This window comes from Streptomyces venezuelae (assembly GCF_008642315.1).
GTDB classification, from domain to species: domain Bacteria; phylum Actinomycetota; class Actinomycetes; order Streptomycetales; family Streptomycetaceae; genus Streptomyces; species Streptomyces venezuelae_D.
The window spans coordinates 4,407,761-4,427,081 of sequence record NZ_CP029192.1 but is presented as its reverse complement, the minus strand read 5'-3'; the positions used below and the strand labels follow the sequence as shown (position 1 = coordinate 4,427,081).

Below are 19,321 nucleotides of genomic sequence, written 5' to 3'. Positions count from 1 at the left end.
CCAGGCCAAGTCTGCCCCAGGACGATGACGCGTCAAGCTCGGTGCCCGTTCCGTGACCGTACGCGCAAGAAGCGTCTCGGAAGCGTTACAAGTTTGCGCACGGGACCCCCGGGCGGCTTTGATGTCCGGTCCACCTCGGACCGGCGGGGGGCGCGAAGGCTGTAGCGTGGCCGACTGAGTACCCGGTATCTCCACGTACTCGGCACCAAGTACCACGACCAGAAACGACGGCGAGGACTGATGGCACAGACGCAGCGCGCTCAGGGCCCGTCCGACCCCGAGGCGACTGGCGGCGGTATGTCAGACGCGCCTGAATTGTGGGGCAACGGCGGGCTCGTCGGCGACGGCCGGTACCGGCTGACCCACAGACTCGGCCGGGGCGGCATGGCCGAGGTCTTCGCGGCCGAGGACGTGCGTCTCGGCCGTACGGTCGCGGTCAAGCTGCTCCGCTCCGACCTCGCCGAGGACCCGGTCTCCAAGGCGCGTTTCACGCGTGAGGCGCAGTCCGTGGCCGGTCTCAACCACCACGCCGTGGTCGCGGTGTACGACTCCGGTGAAGACGTCGTCGGGCCGAACGTCGTCCCGTACATCGTCATGGAGATCGTCGAGGGCCGGACGATCCGCGATCTGCTGATCAACGCGGAGGCGCCGGGTCCGGAGCAGGCGCTCATCATCGTCTCGGGCGTCCTCGAAGCCCTGGCCTATTCGCACCAGCACGGCATCGTGCACCGCGACATCAAGCCCGCGAACGTGATCATCACCCACACCGGCGCGGTGAAGGTGATGGACTTCGGCATCGCGCGCGCTCTGCACGGCGCGCAGTCCACGATGACGCAGACCGGCATGGTCATGGGTACGCCCCAGTACCTCTCGCCGGAGCAGGCGCTCGGCAAGGCCGTCGACCACCGCTCCGACCTCTACGCGACGGGCTGTCTCCTCTACGAGCTGCTCGCCCTGCGGCCCCCGTTCACCGGTGAGACGCCGCTCTCCGTCGTCTATCAGCACGTCCAGGACCAGGCCGTGCCGCCGTCCGAGGTCTCGGACGCGGCGCCGCCGGAGCTGGACGGGCTCGTCATGCGCTCCCTCGCGAAGGACCCGGACGACCGGTTCCAGACCGCCGAGGAGATGCGCGGCCTGGTCCAGTACGGGCTGCAGATGCTGGCCGAGCAGGGCAGCCACACGGGGACCTGGAACACCGGCCCCGTCGCGATGCACGAGGGCGGCAACACCCCGACCATGGGCGTCGGGGGCACCACGGCGATGGCGCACCCGGACTCCGGTACCGCGCAGATCCCGAGCCCCATGCTGCGTCCGCCGGGTGACGACGGCGGCTTCGACGGCGGGCACCACGGCGGCAAGGGCGGCCGCGGCAGGCTGTGGATCGTCGCCGTGCTCGCGATCATCGCCATCGCGGTGGGTGTGGCGTTCGCGCTGAACGCGAGCGACAAGAAGGAGAAGAAGGACCCGCCGAAGACTCCCGCGACGAAGCAGTCCCAGTCGAAGGAGCCGAGCAAGAGCGCGGACGAGGAGACGCAGGACGAGACGTCGGACCCGGACACGGGCACCGGCGGCGAGACGGACTACACCGAGCCGACGAACCGGCCGACGAATCCGACGTACCCGACGACGCGTCCGACGACGCCCACCGGGAACCCGACGACGCCCAGCGGTGATCCGTCCACGCCCACGAAGGACCCGACCGAGCCCACCAAGGACCCGACCGAGCCGACGAGCGACCCGACCGACCCCGGTGGCGACGACGAGGGCGCGGGCAACGGCGGCGCCGACGGCGAAGGGGCCTGAGCCGGACCGTCCGGCACCGGGCGGTCCGACCGTCCGGTACCCGGCGGTCTACAGGATGTGCTGGAGCTGGCGGTCGTGGCCGGCGTGCAGCGTGTGGACCGTCGTGAACTGCGGCTCTATCCGCATGTAGACCGGGTCGAAGAGCTCGCCGTCCACGTAGTGCGGGGTGGGCCCGAAGAGTTCCAGCTCCGCGTTGGTCGGCTCGACGCGATCGCAGACCCCGACGAGCTGGACGGTCCACTGGCCGTCCCTCGCGCTCGCCACGTTGAGGTTGTCCGCGCCGTACGCGACGACGCTTCCCACGCAGGCCCGGTGGTAGCCGTATCCCCTGTGCATGCGGAGCAGGACCTTGCCGTCCACGACGATGTGCCGGGCCGCGGCGAGGAAGGGCAGCGCGCGCATGCTGGTCGCCACGCGGCCGTAGTCGGTGCGGCGGAGCAGTTCGAAGGCGAGCCGGTCGTCGGTGGGCATGTCCCCACCTTGGTTCATCGACACGGCGTCGGAAAAGGGGATCCCGCCCCCATCAACGGAGGACGTAAGTCCCTGAACCGGCGCGCTCCCCCGTCCGTCGCGCCGGGGAGTGCGTCAGTGCTGCTTCTCCGCCTGCATGCGCGCCACGTACGCCGCGGCCTGGGAGCGCCGCTCCATGCCGAGCTTGGACAGCAGGCTGGAGACGTAGTTCTTGATCGTCTTCTCGGCGAGGTGCAGCCGCTCACCGATCACGCGGTTGGTCAGGCCCTCGCCGATCAGGTCGAGGATCTTCCGCTCCTGCTCGGTGAGGTTGGCCAGGCGGTCGTCGCCCTTGGCGTTGTTGCCGTCGCGCAGCCGCTCCAGGACCCGGGCCGTCGCGACGGGGTCGAGCAGGGACTTCCCGGCGGCGACGTCGCGCACGGCGGTGAGGAGCTCATTGCCGCGGATGGCCTTGAGGACATAGCCGGAGGCGCCGGCCATGATCGCGTCGAAGAGGGCCTCGTCGTCGGCGAACGAGGTGAGCATCAGGCACTTGATGTCCTCGTTCTGCGAGCGGATCTCGCGGCACACCTCGACACCGCTGCCGTCCGGCAGGCGCACGTCGAGCACCGCCACGTCGGGACGGGTCGCGGGGATCCTGACCAGGGCGTCCGCCGCGGTGCCGGCCTCGCCGACCACCTCGATGTCGGACTCCACGGACAACAGCTCATGGACTCCACGCCGGACCACTTCATGGTCGTCGAGGAGAAAAACCGTAATTTTTCCATCTTCGCGCACGGAGCCAGTCTCACACACGATCCCTTTCCGTGCCCGTGCGGAACCCTTCGGACCCCTTCTGAACCCTTCCCGTCCCCGGGGTGGCCGGGATAACGTGCCGGTGTTCCGGCCCCCTGCCAGGCTGTGATCAGTGCTGTGACCAGGAAGTGTTCCCGGTTTTCTCGACTTACTCGGAAATCCGAGTATGTCGACTGACTGACCGTTTACTTGGAAATCCAAGCAAATTCGCAGGTCAGATGGGGTTTCACAGAAATGGGAAGCACTGGGTAACGTGCTTGGTGCAGGGCGCTCGCCGGGGCACCTGTCACGCCTGTTCCCGGCTGAGTCGCACCCACCCCGTGCGCGGGCACGGACCAGGCGAGCCGTACTGGTTTTCCCGGTAACCCCCGGGGGCCGGACCGACGGAGGAGCACACGTGACCGTGGAGAGCACCGCCGCGCGCAAACCGCGCCGCAGCAGTACCGGCGGCGGCAAGCGCGCAAGCGCCAAGAAGCCCGCGCCGCAGAAAAGCAACGAGCCCGAGCTCATTCAGCTGCTCACCCCCGAGGGCAAGCGGGTCAAGGACGCGAAGAACGCGGTGTACGACGCGTACGTCGCGGACATCACCGCCGAGGAGCTGCGCGGTCTCTACCGCGACATGGTCCTCACCCGCCGCTTCGACGCCGAGGCCACCGCTCTGCAGCGCCAGGGCGAGCTGGGCCTGTGGGCGTCGCTGCTCGGCCAGGAGGCCGCCCAGATCGGTTCGGGCCGCGCCACCCGCGACGACGACTACGTCTTTCCCACCTACCGCGAGCACGGCGTCGCCTGGTGCCGCGGGGTGGACCCGACGAACCTGCTCGGCATGTTCCGCGGCGTGAACAACGGCGGCTGGGACCCGAACGGCAACAACTTCCACCTGTACACGATCGTCATCGGCTCGCAGACCCTGCACGCCACCGGTTACGCGATGGGCGTGGCCAAGGACGGCGCGGACTCGGCCGTGATCGCGTACTTCGGCGACGGTGCCTCCAGCCAGGGCGACGTGGCCGAATCGTTCACCTTCTCCGCGGTCTACAACGCTCCCGTCGTGTTCTTCTGCCAGAACAACCAGTGGGCCATCTCCGAGCCCACCGAGAAGCAGACCCGGGTGCCGCTCTACCAGCGCGCGCAGGGGTACGGCTTCCCCGGCGTACGGGTGGACGGCAACGACGTCCTGGCCTGTCTCGCGGTCACCAAGTGGGCGCTGGAGCGGGCCCGTACGGGCGAGGGCCCGGCGCTGATCGAGGCGTTCACGTACCGCATGGGGGCGCACACCACCTCCGACGACCCGTCGAAGTACCGCAACGACGACGAGCGGGCGGCCTGGGAGGCCAAGGACCCGATCCTGCGGCTGCGGGCGTACCTGGAGTCCGAAGGTCACGCGGATGAGGGATTCTTCGCGGAACTCGACGACGAGAGCGAAGCGTTGGGCAAGCGAGTGCGAGAGGTGGTGCGGGCGATGCCGGATCCGGATCTGATGGCGATCTTCGAGAACGTCTACGCCGACGGGCACGCACTCGTGGACGAGGAGCGCGCCCAGTTCGCCGCCTACCAGGCGTCGTTCGCGGACGCCCCCGCGGCCGGGGAGGTCAAGTAACCATGGCTGTCCAGAAACTGCCGATCGCCAAGGCGATCAATGAATCGCTGCGCACCGCGCTGGAGAACGACCCCAAGGTCCTCATCATGGGTGAGGACGTCGGCAAGCTCGGCGGCGTCTTCCGGGTGACCGACGGACTGCAGAAGGACTTCGGCGAGGAGCGGGTCATCGACACCCCGCTCGCCGAGTCCGGCATCGTCGGCACGGCCATCGGTCTCGCCCTGCGGGGTTACCGCCCCGTGGTGGAGATCCAGTTCGACGGCTTCGTCTTCCCCGCGTACGACCAGATCGTCACGCAGCTCGCGAAGATGCACGCCCGCGCGCTCGGCAAGATCAAGATGCCGGTCGTCATCCGCATTCCGTACGGCGGCGGCATCGGCGCGGTCGAGCACCACAGCGAGTCGCCCGAGACGCTCTTCGCGCACGTCGCGGGCCTCAAGGTGGTCTCCCCGTCCAACTCGGCGGACGCCTACTGGATGATGCAGCAGGCCATCCAGAGCGACGACCCGGTGATCTTCTTCGAGCCGAAGCGGCGCTACTGGGACAAGGGCGAGGTCGACAAGGAGGCCATCCCCGGCCCCCTGCACAAGGCCACCGTCGCCCGCGAGGGCACCGACCTCACGCTCGCCGCGTACGGCCCGATGGTGAAGGTCTGTCTGGAGGCGGCCGCGGCCGCCGAGGAAGAGGGCAAGTCCCTGGAGGTCGTCGACCTGCGCTCCATGTCGCCGGTCGACTTCGACACCGTGCAGGCGTCCGTCGAGAAGACGCGGCGGCTCGTCGTCGTCCATGAGGCCCCGGTCTTCCTGGGCACGGGCGCGGAGATCGCGGCCCGCATCACCGAGCGGTGCTTCTACCACTTGGAGGCGCCCGTGCTGCGGGTCGGCGGCTATCACGCCCCGTACCCGCCGGCGCGCCTCGAGGAGGAGTACCTGCCGGGCCTCGACCGGGTGCTCGATGCCGTCGACCGCTCGCTGGCGTACTGAGGGAGAGGGTCGTGACGACGATGACAGACACCGCTCTTGCCGAGTTCAAGATGCCCGACGTGGGCGAAGGCCTCACCGAGGCCGAGATCCTCAAGTGGTACGTGCAGCCCGGTGACACGGTCACCGACGGCCAGGTCGTGTGCGAGGTCGAGACGGCCAAGGCCGCCGTCGAACTCCCCATTCCGTTCAACGGGGTCGTACAGGAGCTTCGGTTCCCCGAGGGCACCACGGTCGACGTCGGCCAGGTGATCATCGCGGTGGACGTGTCGGGTGGGGCGGGTGCCCCGGCGGCGCCCGAGCAGACGTCCGCGCCCGAGCCGCCGCCTGCGCAGGAGACGGTGCAGGACGCCGAGCCCGAGGCCGCTGCCCCGGAGGGCCGCAAGCCCGTGCTCGTCGGGTACGGGGTCGCGGAGTCCTCCACCAAGCGCCGGGCCCGCAAGCCCGCCGCGGCCGAGGCGACCGCTGCTCCCGCCGCCGAACAGGCACCGACCGCCCCGGCGCCGCAGTCCCCGTCCGTGAACGGGCACAACGGCGCCCGGCCGCTCGCCAAGCCGCCGGTCCGCAAGCTCGCCAAGGACCTCGGCGTGGACCTCGCGACGGTCACGCCGTCCGGTCCCGACGGGATCATCACCCGCGAGGACGTGCACGCGGCGGTGGCCCCGGCCCCGGCCGCAGCACCCGCCCCGCAGGCGCCCGAGACGGTCGAGGCGCCCGCTCCCGCGGCGCCGTCGCCCGTGGCCGGTACAGACGCTCGCGAGACCCGCATCCCGGTCAAGGGCGTCCGCAAGGTCACCGCGCAGGCGATGGTCGAGTCCGCGTTCACGGCGCCGCACGTCACGGAGTTCGTGACGATCGACGTCACGCGGACGATGAAGCTGGTCGAGGAGCTCAAGCAGGACAAGGCCTTTGACGGACTGCGGGTCAACCCGCTGCTGCTCATCTCCAAGGCCCTGCTCGTGGCGATCAAGCGGAACCCGGACGTCAACGCCGCCTGGGACGAGGCGAACCAGGAGATCGTCCAGAAGCACTACGTGAACCTGGGCATCGCCGCGGCCACCCCGCGCGGTCTGATCGTGCCGAACATCAAGGACGCGCACGCCAAGACGCTGCCCGAACTGGCCGAGTCGCTCGGCGAGTTGGTGTCCACGGCCCGCGCGGGCAAGACCTCGCCCGGCGCCATGCAGGGCGGCACGGTCACGATCACGAACGTCGGCGTCTTCGGCGTCGACACGGGCACGCCGATCCTGAACCCCGGCGAGTCCGCGATCCTCGCGGTCGGCGCGATCAAGCTCCAGCCGTGGGTCCACAAGGGCAAGGTGAAGCCCCGTCAGGTGACGACGCTCGCGCTGTCCTTCGACCACCGCCTGGTGGACGGGGAGCTCGGCTCGAAGGTGCTCGCCGATGTGGCGGCCATCCTGGAGCAGCCGAAGCGGCTCATGACCTGGGCGTAAGCACATATACGAAGAAGGGCCCCGCCGCGACACCGCGGCGGGGCCCTTCTCGTACCGGCTGCGTGCTACGCGACCTTGAAGCCGTAGTCCAAGAGCTTCTTGGCGTCCTTGGTGCGGTTGGCCAGCGAGGAAGAGGTCAGGACCGTGCCGATGACCGTCTTGCCGTTGCGGGTCGCCGCGAAGACGAGGCAGTACTTCGCCTCGGGGCCGGAGCCCGTCTTCACGCCGATGGCGCCGCGGTAGGAGCCGAGGAGGTTGTTCGTGTTCGTCCACGACATGTTGCGGTAGCCACCGGACTTCGTGGTGACCTTCTGCTTCGTCGACTTCGTCTTCACGACCGTACGGAACGTGGAGTACTTCATCGCATTGCTGGCGAGCTTCGTCAGGTCGCGCGGCGTCGAGTAGTTGGCGCCGTGGCCGATGCCGTCGAACGAGTCGAAGTGCGTGTTCCGCATGCCGAGCGTCTTGGCGGTCGAGTTCATCTGGCCGATGAAGTTCTTCACGCGCTTGGCGCGGGTCGAGCCCTTGCCGAACTTGTCCGCGAGCGCGTACGCGGCGTCGCAGCCGGACGGCAGCATCAGCCCGTACAGGAGCTGGCGGACGGTGACCTTGTCGCCGACGATCAGGCGGGCCGACGAGGCGTAGTTGTTGCGGACGATGTAGTCGCTGTACGCCTTGTCGACCTTGACCTTGGAGTTCAGGTTCAGGTTCCGCTGGCCGAGCACCACACGCGCCGTCATGATCTTCGTCGTGGAGCCGGTGGAACGGCGGGTGTCGGCCGACTTCGTGAAGAGGCTCTTCCCCGTGGCGTTGTTCATCACATAGCCGCCCTTGGCGACGATGGACGGCTTCGGAGGTGCGGCCGCGTGGGCCGGGGTGGTGAGGGCGCCGCCGGCGAGCATCGCGCTCGCGGTGACGAGGACGGCGGTCGCGCGACGTGCGCCCTTGATGCCGGTATTCAAGACAAATGCTCCAAATGCCCCTGGGCTGCGGCTGCATGAGGGTGCCGCTCACTCAGTAGACGAACGAGAGGGGCGGATGGATGCGCTGATGTGCCGGGGAAATTCAGGCGATGTCCGCGCCGGGGTGCCCGCCATGTGGACAGAGATACCCCTGTATACCTGTTGTATCTATGCTGTGCGCATGCCAGCCTCCGCTCTCGCCCCCGACACCTCCACCTCCTCCGCCGCCCCCGCCAAACGTCCCCCCGCCGCCGAGCGCGTCTACGCGCACGTCAAGCAGGCCGTCCTGGAGCGCCGCTACGAAGGCGGCACGCTCCTCACCGAGGGCGAGCTCGCCGAGGCCGTGGGGGTGTCCCGCACCCCCGTGCGCGAGGCGCTGCTGAAGCTGGAGGTCGAGGGGCTGCTGCGGCTCTACCCGAAGAAGGGCGCGCTGGTGCTGCCCGTCTCCGCGCAGGAGATCGCGGACGTCGTCGAGACGCGGCTGCTGGTCGAGACGCACTCCGTGCGCAAGGCGGTGCCCGCGCCCGCGGGCCTGATCGAACGCCTCGACGAGCTCCTCGACCGGCAGCGCGCGCAGGCCGCCGCCGGTGACCTCGCCGAGGCCGCCGTCACCGACCGCTGCTTCCACGCGGAGATCGTGCGCAGCGGCGGCAACGAGATCCTCTCCCGCCTCTACGACCAGCTGCGCGACCGGCAGCTGCGGATGGGCGTCGCCGTGATGCACTCCCACCCCGACCGGATCGCGAAGACCCTCGTCGAGCACGAGGAGATCCTCGACGCGCTGCGCCTCGGCGACGCGGACGCGGCGGTCGCCGTGGTCACCCGGCACGTCGGCTGGTTCCAGAACCTGGCGCGGGGCGAGGTCCGATGAGCTCCGCCACCGCACCCGTCGCCCTGCCCGGTGATCCCCCCGGCGGCAGGAAGGCCGTCCTCGTCTGGTCCATCGGCGTCGCCGTCTACTTCGTCGCCGTCATCTTCCGGACGTCGCTCGGCGTCGCGGGCCTCGACGCCGCGGACCGCTTCCACGTCAACGCGTCGGCGCTGTCGACCTTCTCCATACTCCAGCTGCTCGTCTACGCGGGCATGCAGATACCCGTCGGCCTGATGGTCGACCGGCTCGGCACCAAGAAGGTGCTGACCATCGGAGTGGTCCTCTTCACGATCGGGCAGCTCGGCTTCGCCTTCTCACCGACGTACGCGATGGCGCTCGTCTCCCGCGCCCTGCTCGGCTGCGGTGACGCGCTGACCTTCATCAGCGTCCTGCGGCTCGGCACCCGCTGGTTCCCGGCCCGGCGCGGCCCGATGGTCGCCCAGCTCGCGGGCCTGGTCGGCATGGCGGGCAACCTCGTGTCGACGCTCGTCCTGGCGCGGCTGCTGCACTCCGTCGGCTGGACGGCCGCGTTCGCCGGCAGCGCGCTGTGCGGTGTCGTCGTCCTCGTCCTCATGTCGCTGTTCCTGAAGGACCACCCCGAGGGCCACGAGCCGGAGCCGGTGCCGCACACCGGAGCGGCGTTCGTGCGCAAGCAGATCGCGCTGTCCTGGCGGGAGCCCGGCACCCGGCTCGGCCTGTGGGTGCACTTCACGACGCAGTTCCCCGCGATGGTGTTCCTGCTGCTGTGGGGCCTGCCCTTCCTCGTCGAGGCCCAGGGCCTGTCCCGCGCGACGGCCGGCGAGCTGCTCACGCTCGTCGTGCTGTCCAACATGGTCATCGGCCTCGTCTACGGCCAGATCGTGGCCCGGCACCACGCCGCGCGTCTCCCGCTGGCCCTCGGCACCATCGGGACGACGGCGACGGCCTGGGGCGCGACGCTCGCCTACCCGGGCGACCACGCCCCGATGTGGCTGCTGATCGTCCTGTGCACGGTCCTCGGCGCCTGTGGCCCCGCCTCCATGATCGGCTTCGACTTCGCGCGGCCCGCGAACCCGCCGGAGCGGCAGGGCACGGCGTCCGGCATCACCAACATGGGCGGCTTCATCGCCTCCATGACGACCCTGCTCGCGATCGGCGTGCTGCTCGACGCGACCGGCGACAACTACCGGATCGCGTTCTCCGCCGTCTTCGTCCTGGAGGCGTTCGGCCTCGTCCAGATCCTGCGCCTCAAGTCGCGCGCCGTGCGCAGGGAGCGGGAGCAGCTCGTCGCCAGCCGTGTCGAGGCCGTGCACGTCCCCGCCTGACCGTGCTGTCGTGGCGCTACGGCGTCACCGCGAAGTTCCGCAGGATCGCGTCCGCCAGGTCGTGGTCGCCCTCGGCCTTGACGCGGTCCGCGACGGACGCGTACGTCACGCGGCCGCAGGCGAGCCTGAAGTACGTCTCCCAGTCGAGGCCGAGGGTGGCGAGCGGGCCGAGCGAGGGCGCGTTGTCGACGGTGCCCTTGCCCTCGGCGTCGATGCGGACCGTGCGCAGGAACTCGACGGGTCCGCTGACGTCGAAGACGACGGCCGAGTTCGCGGGGGCGCCGGCCTTCTCGCCGACGACCTTCGGGAGGCCCTTGAGGAGCAGGTCCCGTGCCACGTACGCCCCGGGGGAGTCGAGGTTGCCGGGCTTGCGCAGGGTCGTACGGAGATCCTGTTCGTGCACCCACACGTCGAAGGCCCGCAGCCGCATGGCCAGTTCGAGGGTCTGCTCGGAGCCGAGGGGGCCGCGGATCTTGGTGGACGGCTCCCGCGACTCGTTCCGCAGCTGCCGGGAGCGGCGGATGATCGTGTACTCCAGCTCGGAGGTCATCTCCGGCGCGGTGTGGTGGCGCCGCACGTCGACCTGCATCTCCATGTACCGCTGGCCCTCGGTCTGCACGTGGTACAGGTCGCGGGGCAGGGTGTGGATGGGGCGGGGGTCGCCCAGCATCTCGCAGTCCAGGCCTATGACATGGGAGACGATGTCGCGCACCGACCAGCCGGGGCAGGGGGTGGCCCAGTTCCACTCCCCCTCGGCGAGCGGCGACACCAGCTCGGATATCGCTTCGACGGAGTGCGTCCAGGCATCGGCGTAGGTTTGCAGGCTGGGATGGAGACTCACGGGACCCCTTGCGGTTGTACGCGGGCGGTGGGTGTCTGAGACGTTAAGTTACGCTGCCCGCAGGCACCCCGGCAGTGCTTTCGTGTGACGATCGTAGGCCCGTGTTGCCGACTCGAATGCCAGGACGGTGGTAGTGTGCGCGCCTCTCTCATCCAGATCGCCGTAGACGAGGACGAACCGGTCAATTCCCGTCGTACGCGGGTCGCTTCACTGGTACGTGAGGTGAGCGCGCGGGACGGGTCGGATCTGGTCGTTCTCCCCGAACTGTGGACCACGGGCGCCTTCGCCCACGAGGCCTTCGCCGACGAGGCGGAGCCCCTCGAAGGCGCGACGTACGAGGCCATGTCGAAGGCCGCGAGCGAGGCGGGCGTCTGGCTGCACGCGGGCTCGATCCCCGAGCGCGACCCTGACGGGCCGCTGTACAACACCTCGCTCGTCTTCTCGCCGGCCGGTGAACTCGCCGCGGCGTACCGGAAGATCCACCGCTTCGGCTTCGACAAGGGCGAGGCCGTCATGATGGCGGCCGGTTCCGAGCTGGCGACGTTCCGCACGCCGGACGCCACGTTCGGCCTCGCGACCTGCTACGACCTGCGCTTTCCCGAGCTCTTCCGGGGGCTCGTCGACGCGGGCGCCGAGATGTTCGTGGTGCCCGCGGGGTGGCCCGCGCGGCGGCTTGAGCACTGGTTGCTGTTCGCTCGGGCGCGGGCGGTCGAGGACCAGGTGTACGTGTTGGCGTGCGGTACGGGTGGGGCGCATGCGGGGGTGCCGCAGGCGGGGCACAGTGTGGTCGTCGACCCGTGGGGTGAGGTCCTCGCGGAGGCGGGCGAGGGTGAGGAGGTCCTCACGGTCGATCTCGATCCCGGGAAGGTCTCGGCGACCCGCGAGCAGTTCCCGGCCCTGAAGGACCGGCTCCTGGGACAGGCTCCACCGCCGCGGCTCTGAGCCGCGGCTGCGGGGCCGTCGTGGCCGGTCGCGCAGTTCCCCGCGCCCCTCAATCCGTTTGCCGCTGCGGGTGCGTCGTGGCTGGTCGCGCAGTTCCCCGCGCCCCTTGAACGCGGCTCCGCCGCGCCCTCTGAACGCGGCTTCGCCGCGAGCCTTGAACGCGGGTCCGCCGCGCCCCTTTGAACGCGGGTCCGTCGCGAGCCCTGAGCGCGGGTCCGTCGCGAGCCTTGAACGCGGGTCCGCCGCGAGCCTGAACGCGGTTTCCCCGCGCCCCCTGAACGCGACTTCGTCGCGAGTCTTGGGCGCGGGGTCCGGGGTCCCGGCGGCTCAGTCGTCGTCCCCCTCCCGTTCCTTCTCCGCCAGGCGGATCACGCAGACCGCCACGGCCAGGAGGAGCGCGGGGTCGGCGTCCTCGCGGACGACCTGGAGGCCGTACGCCTCGCGGACGCTGAACCAGCGGCGCGAGATGTCCGCGAGCAGCTCGCCGTCGTACTCGATGGCGAACTCGCGGTCGAGGATCTTGCCGCTGACGTCCAGCTCCGTGCCGTCGACCAGCTCCACGCGGTAGTGGTTGCGCAGCAGCGACAGGCGTTTGCGCTTCACCCGGGCGAGCGGCTCGCCCTCCCGCTCGATGACCATCGTGTCGCGCAGGGAGAGCATCTTGGCGTGGATGTCGATGAGCACCCTGCCCTGCATGTCCTTCAGCTCGAAGATCTCGCGCAGGCGCATGGCCTTGCCGTCGACGAGGAAGACCTTGCGGCCCTGGTCGTCCTCGATCCAGTAGTCGTCACCGATGCCGAGCATGCGGTCGCGTACGAGAAGTCTCATGGCGCATGACTACCCCGTACCGCCGCACTTCGGACACGTCGTGCCGGGGCGTGTCAGTAGCTGCGGGGCTGCTGGTCCGGGTCGACGACGGTCGTCTGGGCGACCGGCGGGACCACCGCCCTCCTGCGCCGGGCGATGCTGGTGAAGACGGCGACACCGATGAGTCCCACGGCCATCATGATGAGACCGGCGACGGTGACATTGAGCCCGTCCATCTCCCAGTCGGTCGCGAACGTGAGGATGGCACCCACGGCGATCAGAAGTATGCATCCGCCGAGGCCCATAAGGACCGCCTCCCTGCGTAGTGGCTACGGAGCCTCCGAGTACCCGAAGGCTCCGTGGCCACACAGGTATTCGGAGCTCAGCCCTCCAGGAACGCCACCAGCGCGTTGGCCAGCATGTGCGGGTCGTCGGCGCCGCACAGCTCGCGCACGCTGTGCATGGAGAGGATCGCGACGCCGATGTCGACGGTCTTGATGCCGTGCCGCGCCGCGGTGATGGGGCCGATCGTCGTGCCGCACGGCATCGCGTTGTTGGAGACGAACGACTGGAAGGGGACGCCCGCCTTCTCGCACGCGGCGGCGAAGACCGCGCGGCCCGAACCGTCCGTGGCGTAACGGTTGTTCACGTTGACCTTGAGGATCGGTCCGCCGTTGGCGCGCGGGTGGTGCGTGGGGTCGTGCCGCTCCGCGTAGTTGGGGTGGACGGCGTGCCCGGTGTCGGAGGAGAGGCAGACGGTCCCCGCGAAGGCGCGCGCCTTGTCCTCGTACGAGCCGCCGCGCGCGAACACGGACCGCTCCAGGACGCTGCCGAGCAGCGGGCCGTCGGCGCCGGTGTCGGACTGCGAGCCGTTCTCCTCGTGGTCGAAGGCGGCGAGCACGGGGATGTACGGGAGGTTCTCCTGGGCGGCGACGGCGGTGAGGGCCGCGGTCGCGGAGTGCACGGACAGGAGGTTGTCCATGCGGGGCCCGGCCACCAGTTCGCGGTCGCGGCCGAGGAAGGCGGGCGGCTCGATGGCGTACGTCATGAGGTCCCAGCCGGTGACGTCGTCCTCGTCGAGGCCGGTCTCGTCCTCCAGGAAGCGGATCAGGTCGCCCTCGTGGACGTCGTGACCGAGGCCCCAGATGGGCTGCATGTGCTTCTGCTTGTCGAGCTTGAGCCCGTCGGTGTGCACGGACCGGTCCATGTGGATGGCCAGTTGGGGCACGCGCAGCAGCGGCCGGTCGATGTCCACGAGCCGCGTGGTGCCGTCGCGCAGGGAGAGGCGTCCGGCGAGGCCGAGGTCGCGGTCGAGCCAGGAGTTGAGCAGCGGCCCGCCGTAGATCTCCACGGCGACCTGCCGCCAGCCGTGGGCGCCCGCGTCGGGCTGCGGCTTCACGCGCAGGTTGGGGGAGTCGGTGTGGGCGCCGATGATGCGGAAGGGGGTGTGCGCACTGGCGCCCTCGGGGACGTACCAGGCGACGATGGCGCCGCCGCGGAGCACGTACTTGCCGCCGGTCGTGCCGTCCCAGGCGTCGGTCTCCTCGACCTGCCGGAAACCGGCCTTCTCAAGACGCTCGGCGGCGCTCGCCACGGCGTGGTACGGCGTGGGGCTCGCCGCGAGGAAGGTCATGAGGTCTTCGGTGTGGCCACGGTCGAAGGGCCCGGAGGGTGTGCGCATGCCAGCCAGCCTAATGGGGCGGCTGTCCGGGTGGCGGGGCGATCAGAGGCGGTCGATCTCGGTGAGGTCGATGTCGATCGTGAACGGCACGGCGAGCTTGAGCCGGTCGTGGTGGATGCCGGTGGGCGCGTACGTTCCGGTGTGCGGGTCGAGCTCGTAGGTGTGGACGGCGGGACGGTTGTTCTCGTCCATGGTGACCAGCCAGTAGTGCCGGATTCCGGCCGCCGCGTACTTGCGGGGCTTGGTGTCCTGGTCGCGCTCCACGGAGTCGGGAGAGACGACCTCGACGGCGAGCAGGACGTCATCGGCCTGGTAGCGGGTCTGGGTCTGGTCGGCGTCGGCCTCCGCGGCCACCACCACGAGGTCCGGCTCGGGTGCTTGCTTACGGCCGAGGACGACGGCCATTTCGCGGCGGACCCGCAGGTGATCGGGGACGGTGGCGCGCACCCCGTTCACCAAGAGGTCCATCGCCAGCGTGTGGAACTTGCGCTGCGGACTCACGAAGATCAGGCTCCCGTCGATCAACTCTGTGTGCGGCGGGAGGTCGAGGCTGAAGAAGTCGTCCGTCGTGTAGCCGTCCTGAGGCGGCATCGGCCACGCCGAGCCGTCGGGCTGGAGTGCGTGCAGCGCTTCGGTGCGGGGCTCGGCGGTCATGGTTCCTCCCATGGACGGGATTCTCGGCCGTTCCGTCAGCGTACCCAGGGCATGCGACGATGCCGCCACCCGAAAGGATCGAGTGGCGGCATCGCGCTGACGTGCGAAAGGGGCTCCTACGGGCAGGGCGGACTAGAACGCCGCCTCGTCCAGCTCCATCAGGTCCAGGTCGACCGCCTCGGCGAGCTTGCGCTCGGAGGCGACGTTCGGGAGGACGTTGGTGGCGAAGAACTTGGCCGCCGCGATCTTGCCCTCGTAGAAGGACTTGTCCTTGGCCGAGGCCGTCTCCAGCTTCTCGGCGGCCACCGCGGCGCCGCGCAGCAGCAGGTAGCCGACGACCACGTCGCCCGAGGCCATCAGGAGGCGGGTCGTGTTGAGGCCCACCTTGTAGATGGACTTGACGTCCTGCTCCGTGGCCGCGAGGTCGGTGAGCATGACGCCGACGATGGCCTCCAGCTCGACCGCGGCCTTGGCCAGCTCCTCGCGGGCGCCGGCCAGCGCCTCGCCGCCCGTGCCGACCGCGAGGAACTTCTTGATCTCCTCGGCGAGGCCGTTGAGCGCGGCGCCCTGGTTGCGGACGATCTTCCGGAAGAAGTAGTCCTGGCCCTGGATGGCCGTCGTGCCCTCGTAGAGGGTGTCGATCTTGGCGTCCCGGATGTACTGCTCGATCGGGTACTCCTGGAGGTACCCCGAGCCGCCGAACGTCTGGAGCGACTGCGCCAGCTGCTCGTACGACTTCTCCGAGCCGTAGCCCTTCACGATGGGCAGGAGCAGGTCGTTGAGGGCGTGCAGCTGCGACGCGTCCTCGCCCGCGGCCTCCTTGACCTGGATGTCGTCCTGGACGGCAGCCGTGTGGAGCACCAGGGCGCGCATGCCCTCCGCGTACGCCTTCTGCGTCATCAGGGAGCGGCGCACGTCCGGGTGGTGAGTGATCGTCACCTTCGGCGCGGTCTTGTCCATGAACTGGGCCAGGTCGGGGCCCTGGACGCGCTCCTTGGCGTACTCCAGGGCGTTGAGGTAGCCCGTGGAGAGCGTGGCGATGGCCTTCGTGCCGACCATCATGCGGGCGAACTCGATGATGCGGAACATCTGGCGGATGCCGTCGTGCTTGTCGCCGATCAGCCAGCCCTTGGCGGGGTGCTGGTCGCCGAACGTCATCTCGCACGTGTTGGAGGCCTTGAGGCCCATCTTGTGCTCGACGTTCGTCGCGTACACGCCGTTGCGCTCGCCCAGCTCGCCGGTCTCCCAGTCGAAGTCGTACTTCGGTACGAGGAAGAGGGAGAGGCCCTTCGTGCCGGGCCCGTGGCCCTCGGGGCGGGCGAGGACGTAGTGGAGGATGTTCTCCGACATGTCGTGCTCACCGGACGTGATGAAGCGCTTCACGCCCTCGATGTGCCAGGAGCCGTCCTCCTGCTGCACGGCCTTCGTTCGGCCCGCGCCCACGTCCGAACCGGCGTCCGGCTCGGTGAGGACCATCGTCGAGCCCCACTGCTTCTCGACGGCGATCTCGGCGACCTTCTTCTGCGCCTCGTTGCCCTCCTCGAAGAGGATGCCGGCGAACGCGGGGCCCGACGAGTACATCCACACGGCCGGGTTCGCGCCGAGCAGCAGCTCCGCGTACCCCCAGATCAGGGAGCGCGGGGAGGTCGTGCCGCCGATCTCCTCGGGCAGGCCGAGGCGCCAGTACTCGGAGTCCATGAAGGCCTGGTAGCTCTTCTTGAAGGACGCCGGGACGGGTGCGGTGTTGGTCGCCGGGTCGAAGACCGGCGGGTTGCGGTCCGCGTCCTCGAAGGACTCGGCCAGCTCGTTCTCGGCGAGGCGGCGCAGTTCGTCGAGGATGCTCTTGGCGGTGTCGACGTCCATCTCCGCGAACGGGCCGGTGCCGTACAGCTTGTCGCGGCCGAGCACCTCGAAGAGGTTGAACTCGATGTCGCGGAGATTCGACTTGTAGTGGCCCATGGCGAAGGCTCCGTAAGCAGGAAAGGGATGAATACCAGCAAGTAGCTATGATGATGCTACCCGCCGGTAATAAGACGCAACCCCTAACCGCCCATCTGTGACGTCCGTGACTCAGTACGCTTACGCGCATGTACGGCTACGACCAGAATCCCGGCGCCCAGCAGCAGTACGCCCCGCCGGGCGCGCAGCCGCCACCGCAGCAGATGCAGGGCATGCCCGGCGGTGGCTACGGCCAGCAGCCTCCGCTCTACCCCGAGCCCTCGCCGCCGTCCCTCGCGGACGCCGTGCGCGCCTTCACGACGGGCTCGATGTCCGCGGAGGACTTCCAGCAGGCCTTCGCCACGTCGAAGGTCTACTGCCCGCGCGGCGACAACCCCGGCTTCCTCGCGCTGCACAACACCCAGCAGCCCGTGATCCCGATGTTCACCTCCCTCAAGGAGCTGCGGAGGTACGCGGGCAAGGACTCCAAGTACTTCGTGATCACCGGCGCGGAGGTCATCGACCTGCTCCCGACGGGGTACGGCTTCGTCCTCGACATGGAGGGCGAGCACCGCATGGTCTTCGACGCGAAGGCCGTGGAGCAGATGGTCGACTTCGCGATGCGGCGCATGTACGGGTGACGCGCGCGCGTTGATTCCCGCGTGGGCGGGGGCGGCCACCGATGCTCTGATCTATGCCCTCGTCCACGATTCCGCCTCGCCGCCCCACTGTTCTGGTCACCGCGGCTCTGACCGCCGTGGTGAGCGCGGCTCTCCTGGGGGCCGCCGACGGGCGCGCGGCCCCGGCGGAGAACGGCGTTCGCGCCGAGAATGGCGCTCCTGCCGAGACCGGCGCCGAGCGCGCCCGCCGCCTCTTCCTCGACCACGGGCCCAAGGCCGCGGTCATGACGGCCGCACACCGCGGCCAGTGGCGCAAGGCGCCCGAGAACAGCGTCGCCGCGCTCCGGGCGGCCTTCGCGGACGGCGCGGAGATCGTCGAGGCCGACGTCCGGATGACCAAGGACCACGTGCCCGTCCTGATGCACGACGCGACCGTGGACCGCACCACGAACGGCAAGGGGCGCGTCTCCGACCTCACCCTCGCCCAGCTGCGCGGCCTCAGGCTGCGCGCCGGTCTGGGCGGCCGGCAGGCGCCGCTCACCGGCGAACGGGTCCCCACCGTCGCCGACGCCCTGAAGGCCGCCCGCACGCTCGGGCTCGTCAACCTCGACCAGGCCTGGGAGGACCGCGAGGCCGTCTGGCGGGTCATGGAGGAGACCGGCACCGTCCGCAACGGCCTCTTCAAGTCCCGTGCCCCCGTGCCCGAGGTGAAGGCGTTCCTCGGCCGCCACAAGGGCGCGCTCTACATGCACGTGGTGGAGGACGCCAACGCCGCGTCCGTCGGGGAGTTCGGCAAGGGCAGGCCGCCCGCGTTCGAGGTCGTCTTCGACGACGTCCGCGACAAGGTGGCCGCTCCCGCCTTCGTCCGTGGGCTGCGCTCGACCGGCCGCGTCTGGTTCAACACCATGCGGGACGGCTTCGCCGCCCGCTTCACCGACGAGGCCTCACTGATCGACCCGGCGCGCGGCTGGGGCAGGCTCATCGCCGCCTACGGCGCGACGGTCCTGCAGACCGACAACGTGCGGGCCCTCAGGTCCTACCTGACCACGGGCGCCGCGGACCGCGTGCCGCCCGGCGCGGTCCGCGTCCAGGCGGAGGGGTACGCCCCCGGAGGCGAGGGCAAGGCGTACCACGACACCGACGCCGGGAACCGGGGGGACGGGCCGGGGCGGCCCGGCGAGGGCGTCGACGTGTGTGACCACGACGGGGCCGTGGTGGTCTGCTGGATGCGCGGCTCGGAGTGGCTCACGTACACGGTCGACGTACCGAAGACCGGGCCGTACACGCTCAAGGTCCGCGCCTCGTCCCCGTACGAGCCGGCGGGGACGTATCGGATCGCGTTCGACGGCGGCAGGCCGGGCAAGGCCGTACGGGTCGCGGGCACCACCGCCCACCAAGCCTTCTTCCTCCAGGACAGCCATGACCCGCGGCAGCTCACCCGCGGCCGCCACACCGTGCGCCTCTCCCTGGACGAGGGTGCCTTCCAGAACTGGAACCTCGACTACCTGCAGCTGGAGCCCGGAGGGAATTCCCGCCGGGCCCCGTTCGTTCCAGGTGGCAGAAAGTTCTACGTTCAACTAAAGTGAGTCCACAGGAGGTAC

Annotated in this window: 18 protein-coding genes; 9 read left to right on the top strand and 9 right to left on the bottom strand. The window is 69.7% G+C overall.

Features of this window, described 5'->3' with window-relative positions; all coding sequences use genetic code 11:
- Nucleotides 1–240 precede the first annotated feature (240 nt).
- Entirely contained in the window at nucleotides 241–1,803 is a 1,563-nt protein-coding gene (locus DEJ48_RS19150) for a protein kinase domain-containing protein (protein ID WP_150217370.1), read from the top strand.
- A 48-nt stretch (nucleotides 1,804–1,851) separates the two neighbouring features.
- Here DEJ48_RS19150 and DEJ48_RS19145 read toward each other — a convergent pair whose 3' ends face one another.
- Both DEJ48_RS19145 and DEJ48_RS19140 read right to left on the bottom strand, forming a co-directional pair.
- The gene (locus DEJ48_RS19145; protein WP_150217369.1) at nucleotides 1,852–2,274 is read right to left on the bottom strand and encodes a pyridoxamine 5'-phosphate oxidase family protein; all 423 of its coding nucleotides are present in this window, start codon (nucleotides 2,272–2,274) and stop codon (nucleotides 1,852–1,854) included.
- Between the two features lie 114 nt (nucleotides 2,275–2,388).
- Nucleotides 2,389–3,051, bottom strand: coding sequence for a response regulator (locus DEJ48_RS19140; RefSeq protein WP_150217368.1), 663 nt, complete (start codon nucleotides 3,049–3,051; stop codon nucleotides 2,389–2,391).
- A gap of 415 nt (nucleotides 3,052–3,466) precedes the next feature.
- Between DEJ48_RS19140 and pdhA the strand changes: the two genes are divergently transcribed.
- From pdhA to DEJ48_RS19125, 3 genes are read left to right on the top strand one after another with little or no spacing between them, the layout of a single operon-like run.
- On the top strand, nucleotides 3,467–4,666 hold the full coding sequence (gene pdhA, locus DEJ48_RS19135) for a pyruvate dehydrogenase (acetyl-transferring) E1 component subunit alpha (RefSeq protein ID WP_150217367.1): 1,200 nt from the start codon (nucleotides 3,467–3,469) through the stop codon (nucleotides 4,664–4,666).
- A gap of 2 nt (nucleotides 4,667–4,668) precedes the next feature.
- Entirely contained in the window at nucleotides 4,669–5,649 is a 981-nt protein-coding gene (locus tag DEJ48_RS19130; protein ID WP_150217366.1) for an alpha-ketoacid dehydrogenase subunit beta, read from the top strand.
- An 11-nt stretch (nucleotides 5,650–5,660) separates the two neighbouring features.
- Nucleotides 5,661–7,100, top strand: coding sequence for a dihydrolipoamide acetyltransferase family protein (locus tag DEJ48_RS19125; protein ID WP_150217365.1), 1,440 nt, complete (start codon nucleotides 5,661–5,663; stop codon nucleotides 7,098–7,100).
- Between the two features lie 65 nt (nucleotides 7,101–7,165).
- On the opposite strand, the gene DEJ48_RS19120 is transcribed toward DEJ48_RS19125, so the two are convergent.
- Nucleotides 7,166–8,062, bottom strand: a complete 897-nt coding sequence (locus tag DEJ48_RS19120; RefSeq protein ID WP_223832101.1) for a D-alanyl-D-alanine carboxypeptidase family protein — start codon at nucleotides 8,060–8,062, stop codon at nucleotides 7,166–7,168.
- 181 nt (nucleotides 8,063–8,243) lie between these two features.
- Here DEJ48_RS19120 and DEJ48_RS19115 point away from each other — a divergent pair, with 181 nt between their 5' ends.
- Entirely contained in the window at nucleotides 8,244–8,933 is a 690-nt protein-coding gene (locus DEJ48_RS19115) for a GntR family transcriptional regulator (protein ID WP_150217364.1), read from the top strand.
- A complete protein-coding gene (locus tag DEJ48_RS19110; protein WP_150217363.1) occupies nucleotides 8,930–10,237 on the top strand; it encodes an MFS transporter in 1,308 nt (435 codons plus the stop codon). The genes DEJ48_RS19115 and DEJ48_RS19110 overlap by 4 nt, the downstream gene beginning before the upstream one ends.
- A gap of 16 nt (nucleotides 10,238–10,253) precedes the next feature.
- Here DEJ48_RS19110 and DEJ48_RS19105 read toward each other — a convergent pair whose 3' ends face one another.
- On the bottom strand, nucleotides 10,254–11,078 hold the full coding sequence (locus DEJ48_RS19105; protein ID WP_150217362.1) for a maleylpyruvate isomerase family mycothiol-dependent enzyme: 825 nt from the start codon (nucleotides 11,076–11,078) through the stop codon (nucleotides 10,254–10,256).
- A gap of 135 nt (nucleotides 11,079–11,213) precedes the next feature.
- Here DEJ48_RS19105 and DEJ48_RS19100 point away from each other — a divergent pair, with 135 nt between their 5' ends.
- Nucleotides 11,214–12,020 carry a carbon-nitrogen family hydrolase gene (locus tag DEJ48_RS19100; protein ID WP_150217361.1) on the top strand — a complete coding sequence of 269 codons (807 nt, stop codon included), beginning with the start codon at nucleotides 11,214–11,216 and terminating at the stop codon, nucleotides 12,018–12,020.
- Nucleotides 12,021–12,347: 327 nt separating this feature from the next.
- Here the strand turns inward: DEJ48_RS19100 and DEJ48_RS19095 are convergent, their stop codons facing one another.
- The 5 genes from DEJ48_RS19095 to DEJ48_RS19075 form a co-directional block, all read right to left on the bottom strand.
- Nucleotides 12,348–12,848, bottom strand: a complete 501-nt coding sequence (locus tag DEJ48_RS19095) for an LURP-one-related/scramblase family protein (protein WP_150217360.1) — start codon at nucleotides 12,846–12,848, stop codon at nucleotides 12,348–12,350.
- Between the two features lie 53 nt (nucleotides 12,849–12,901).
- Nucleotides 12,902–13,132: a DUF6458 family protein gene (locus DEJ48_RS19090; RefSeq protein ID WP_150217359.1), complete on the bottom strand. Its 231-nt coding sequence runs from the start codon at nucleotides 13,130–13,132 to the stop codon at nucleotides 12,902–12,904.
- A gap of 77 nt (nucleotides 13,133–13,209) precedes the next feature.
- On the bottom strand, nucleotides 13,210–14,508 hold the full coding sequence (locus DEJ48_RS19085; RefSeq protein ID WP_150217358.1) for a M18 family aminopeptidase: 1,299 nt from the start codon (nucleotides 14,506–14,508) through the stop codon (nucleotides 13,210–13,212).
- A gap of 42 nt (nucleotides 14,509–14,550) precedes the next feature.
- A complete protein-coding gene (locus tag DEJ48_RS19080; RefSeq protein WP_223832100.1) occupies nucleotides 14,551–15,162 on the bottom strand; it encodes a Uma2 family endonuclease in 612 nt (203 codons plus the stop codon).
- Between the two features lie 132 nt (nucleotides 15,163–15,294).
- Complete coding sequence (locus DEJ48_RS19075) at nucleotides 15,295–17,121, bottom strand: acyl-CoA dehydrogenase (protein ID WP_150217356.1); 1,827 nt, start codon at nucleotides 17,119–17,121, stop codon at nucleotides 15,295–15,297.
- A 128-nt stretch (nucleotides 17,122–17,249) separates the two neighbouring features.
- On the opposite strand from DEJ48_RS19075, the gene DEJ48_RS19070 reads away from it, so the two are divergent.
- Both DEJ48_RS19070 and DEJ48_RS19065 read left to right on the top strand, forming a co-directional pair.
- Entirely contained in the window at nucleotides 17,250–17,741 is a 492-nt protein-coding gene (locus DEJ48_RS19070) for an SseB family protein (protein ID WP_055563227.1), read from the top strand.
- Between the two features lie 53 nt (nucleotides 17,742–17,794).
- A complete protein-coding gene (locus DEJ48_RS19065; RefSeq protein ID WP_150217355.1) occupies nucleotides 17,795–19,306 on the top strand; it encodes a glycerophosphodiester phosphodiesterase family protein in 1,512 nt (503 codons plus the stop codon).
- Nucleotides 19,307–19,321 lie beyond the last annotated feature (15 nt).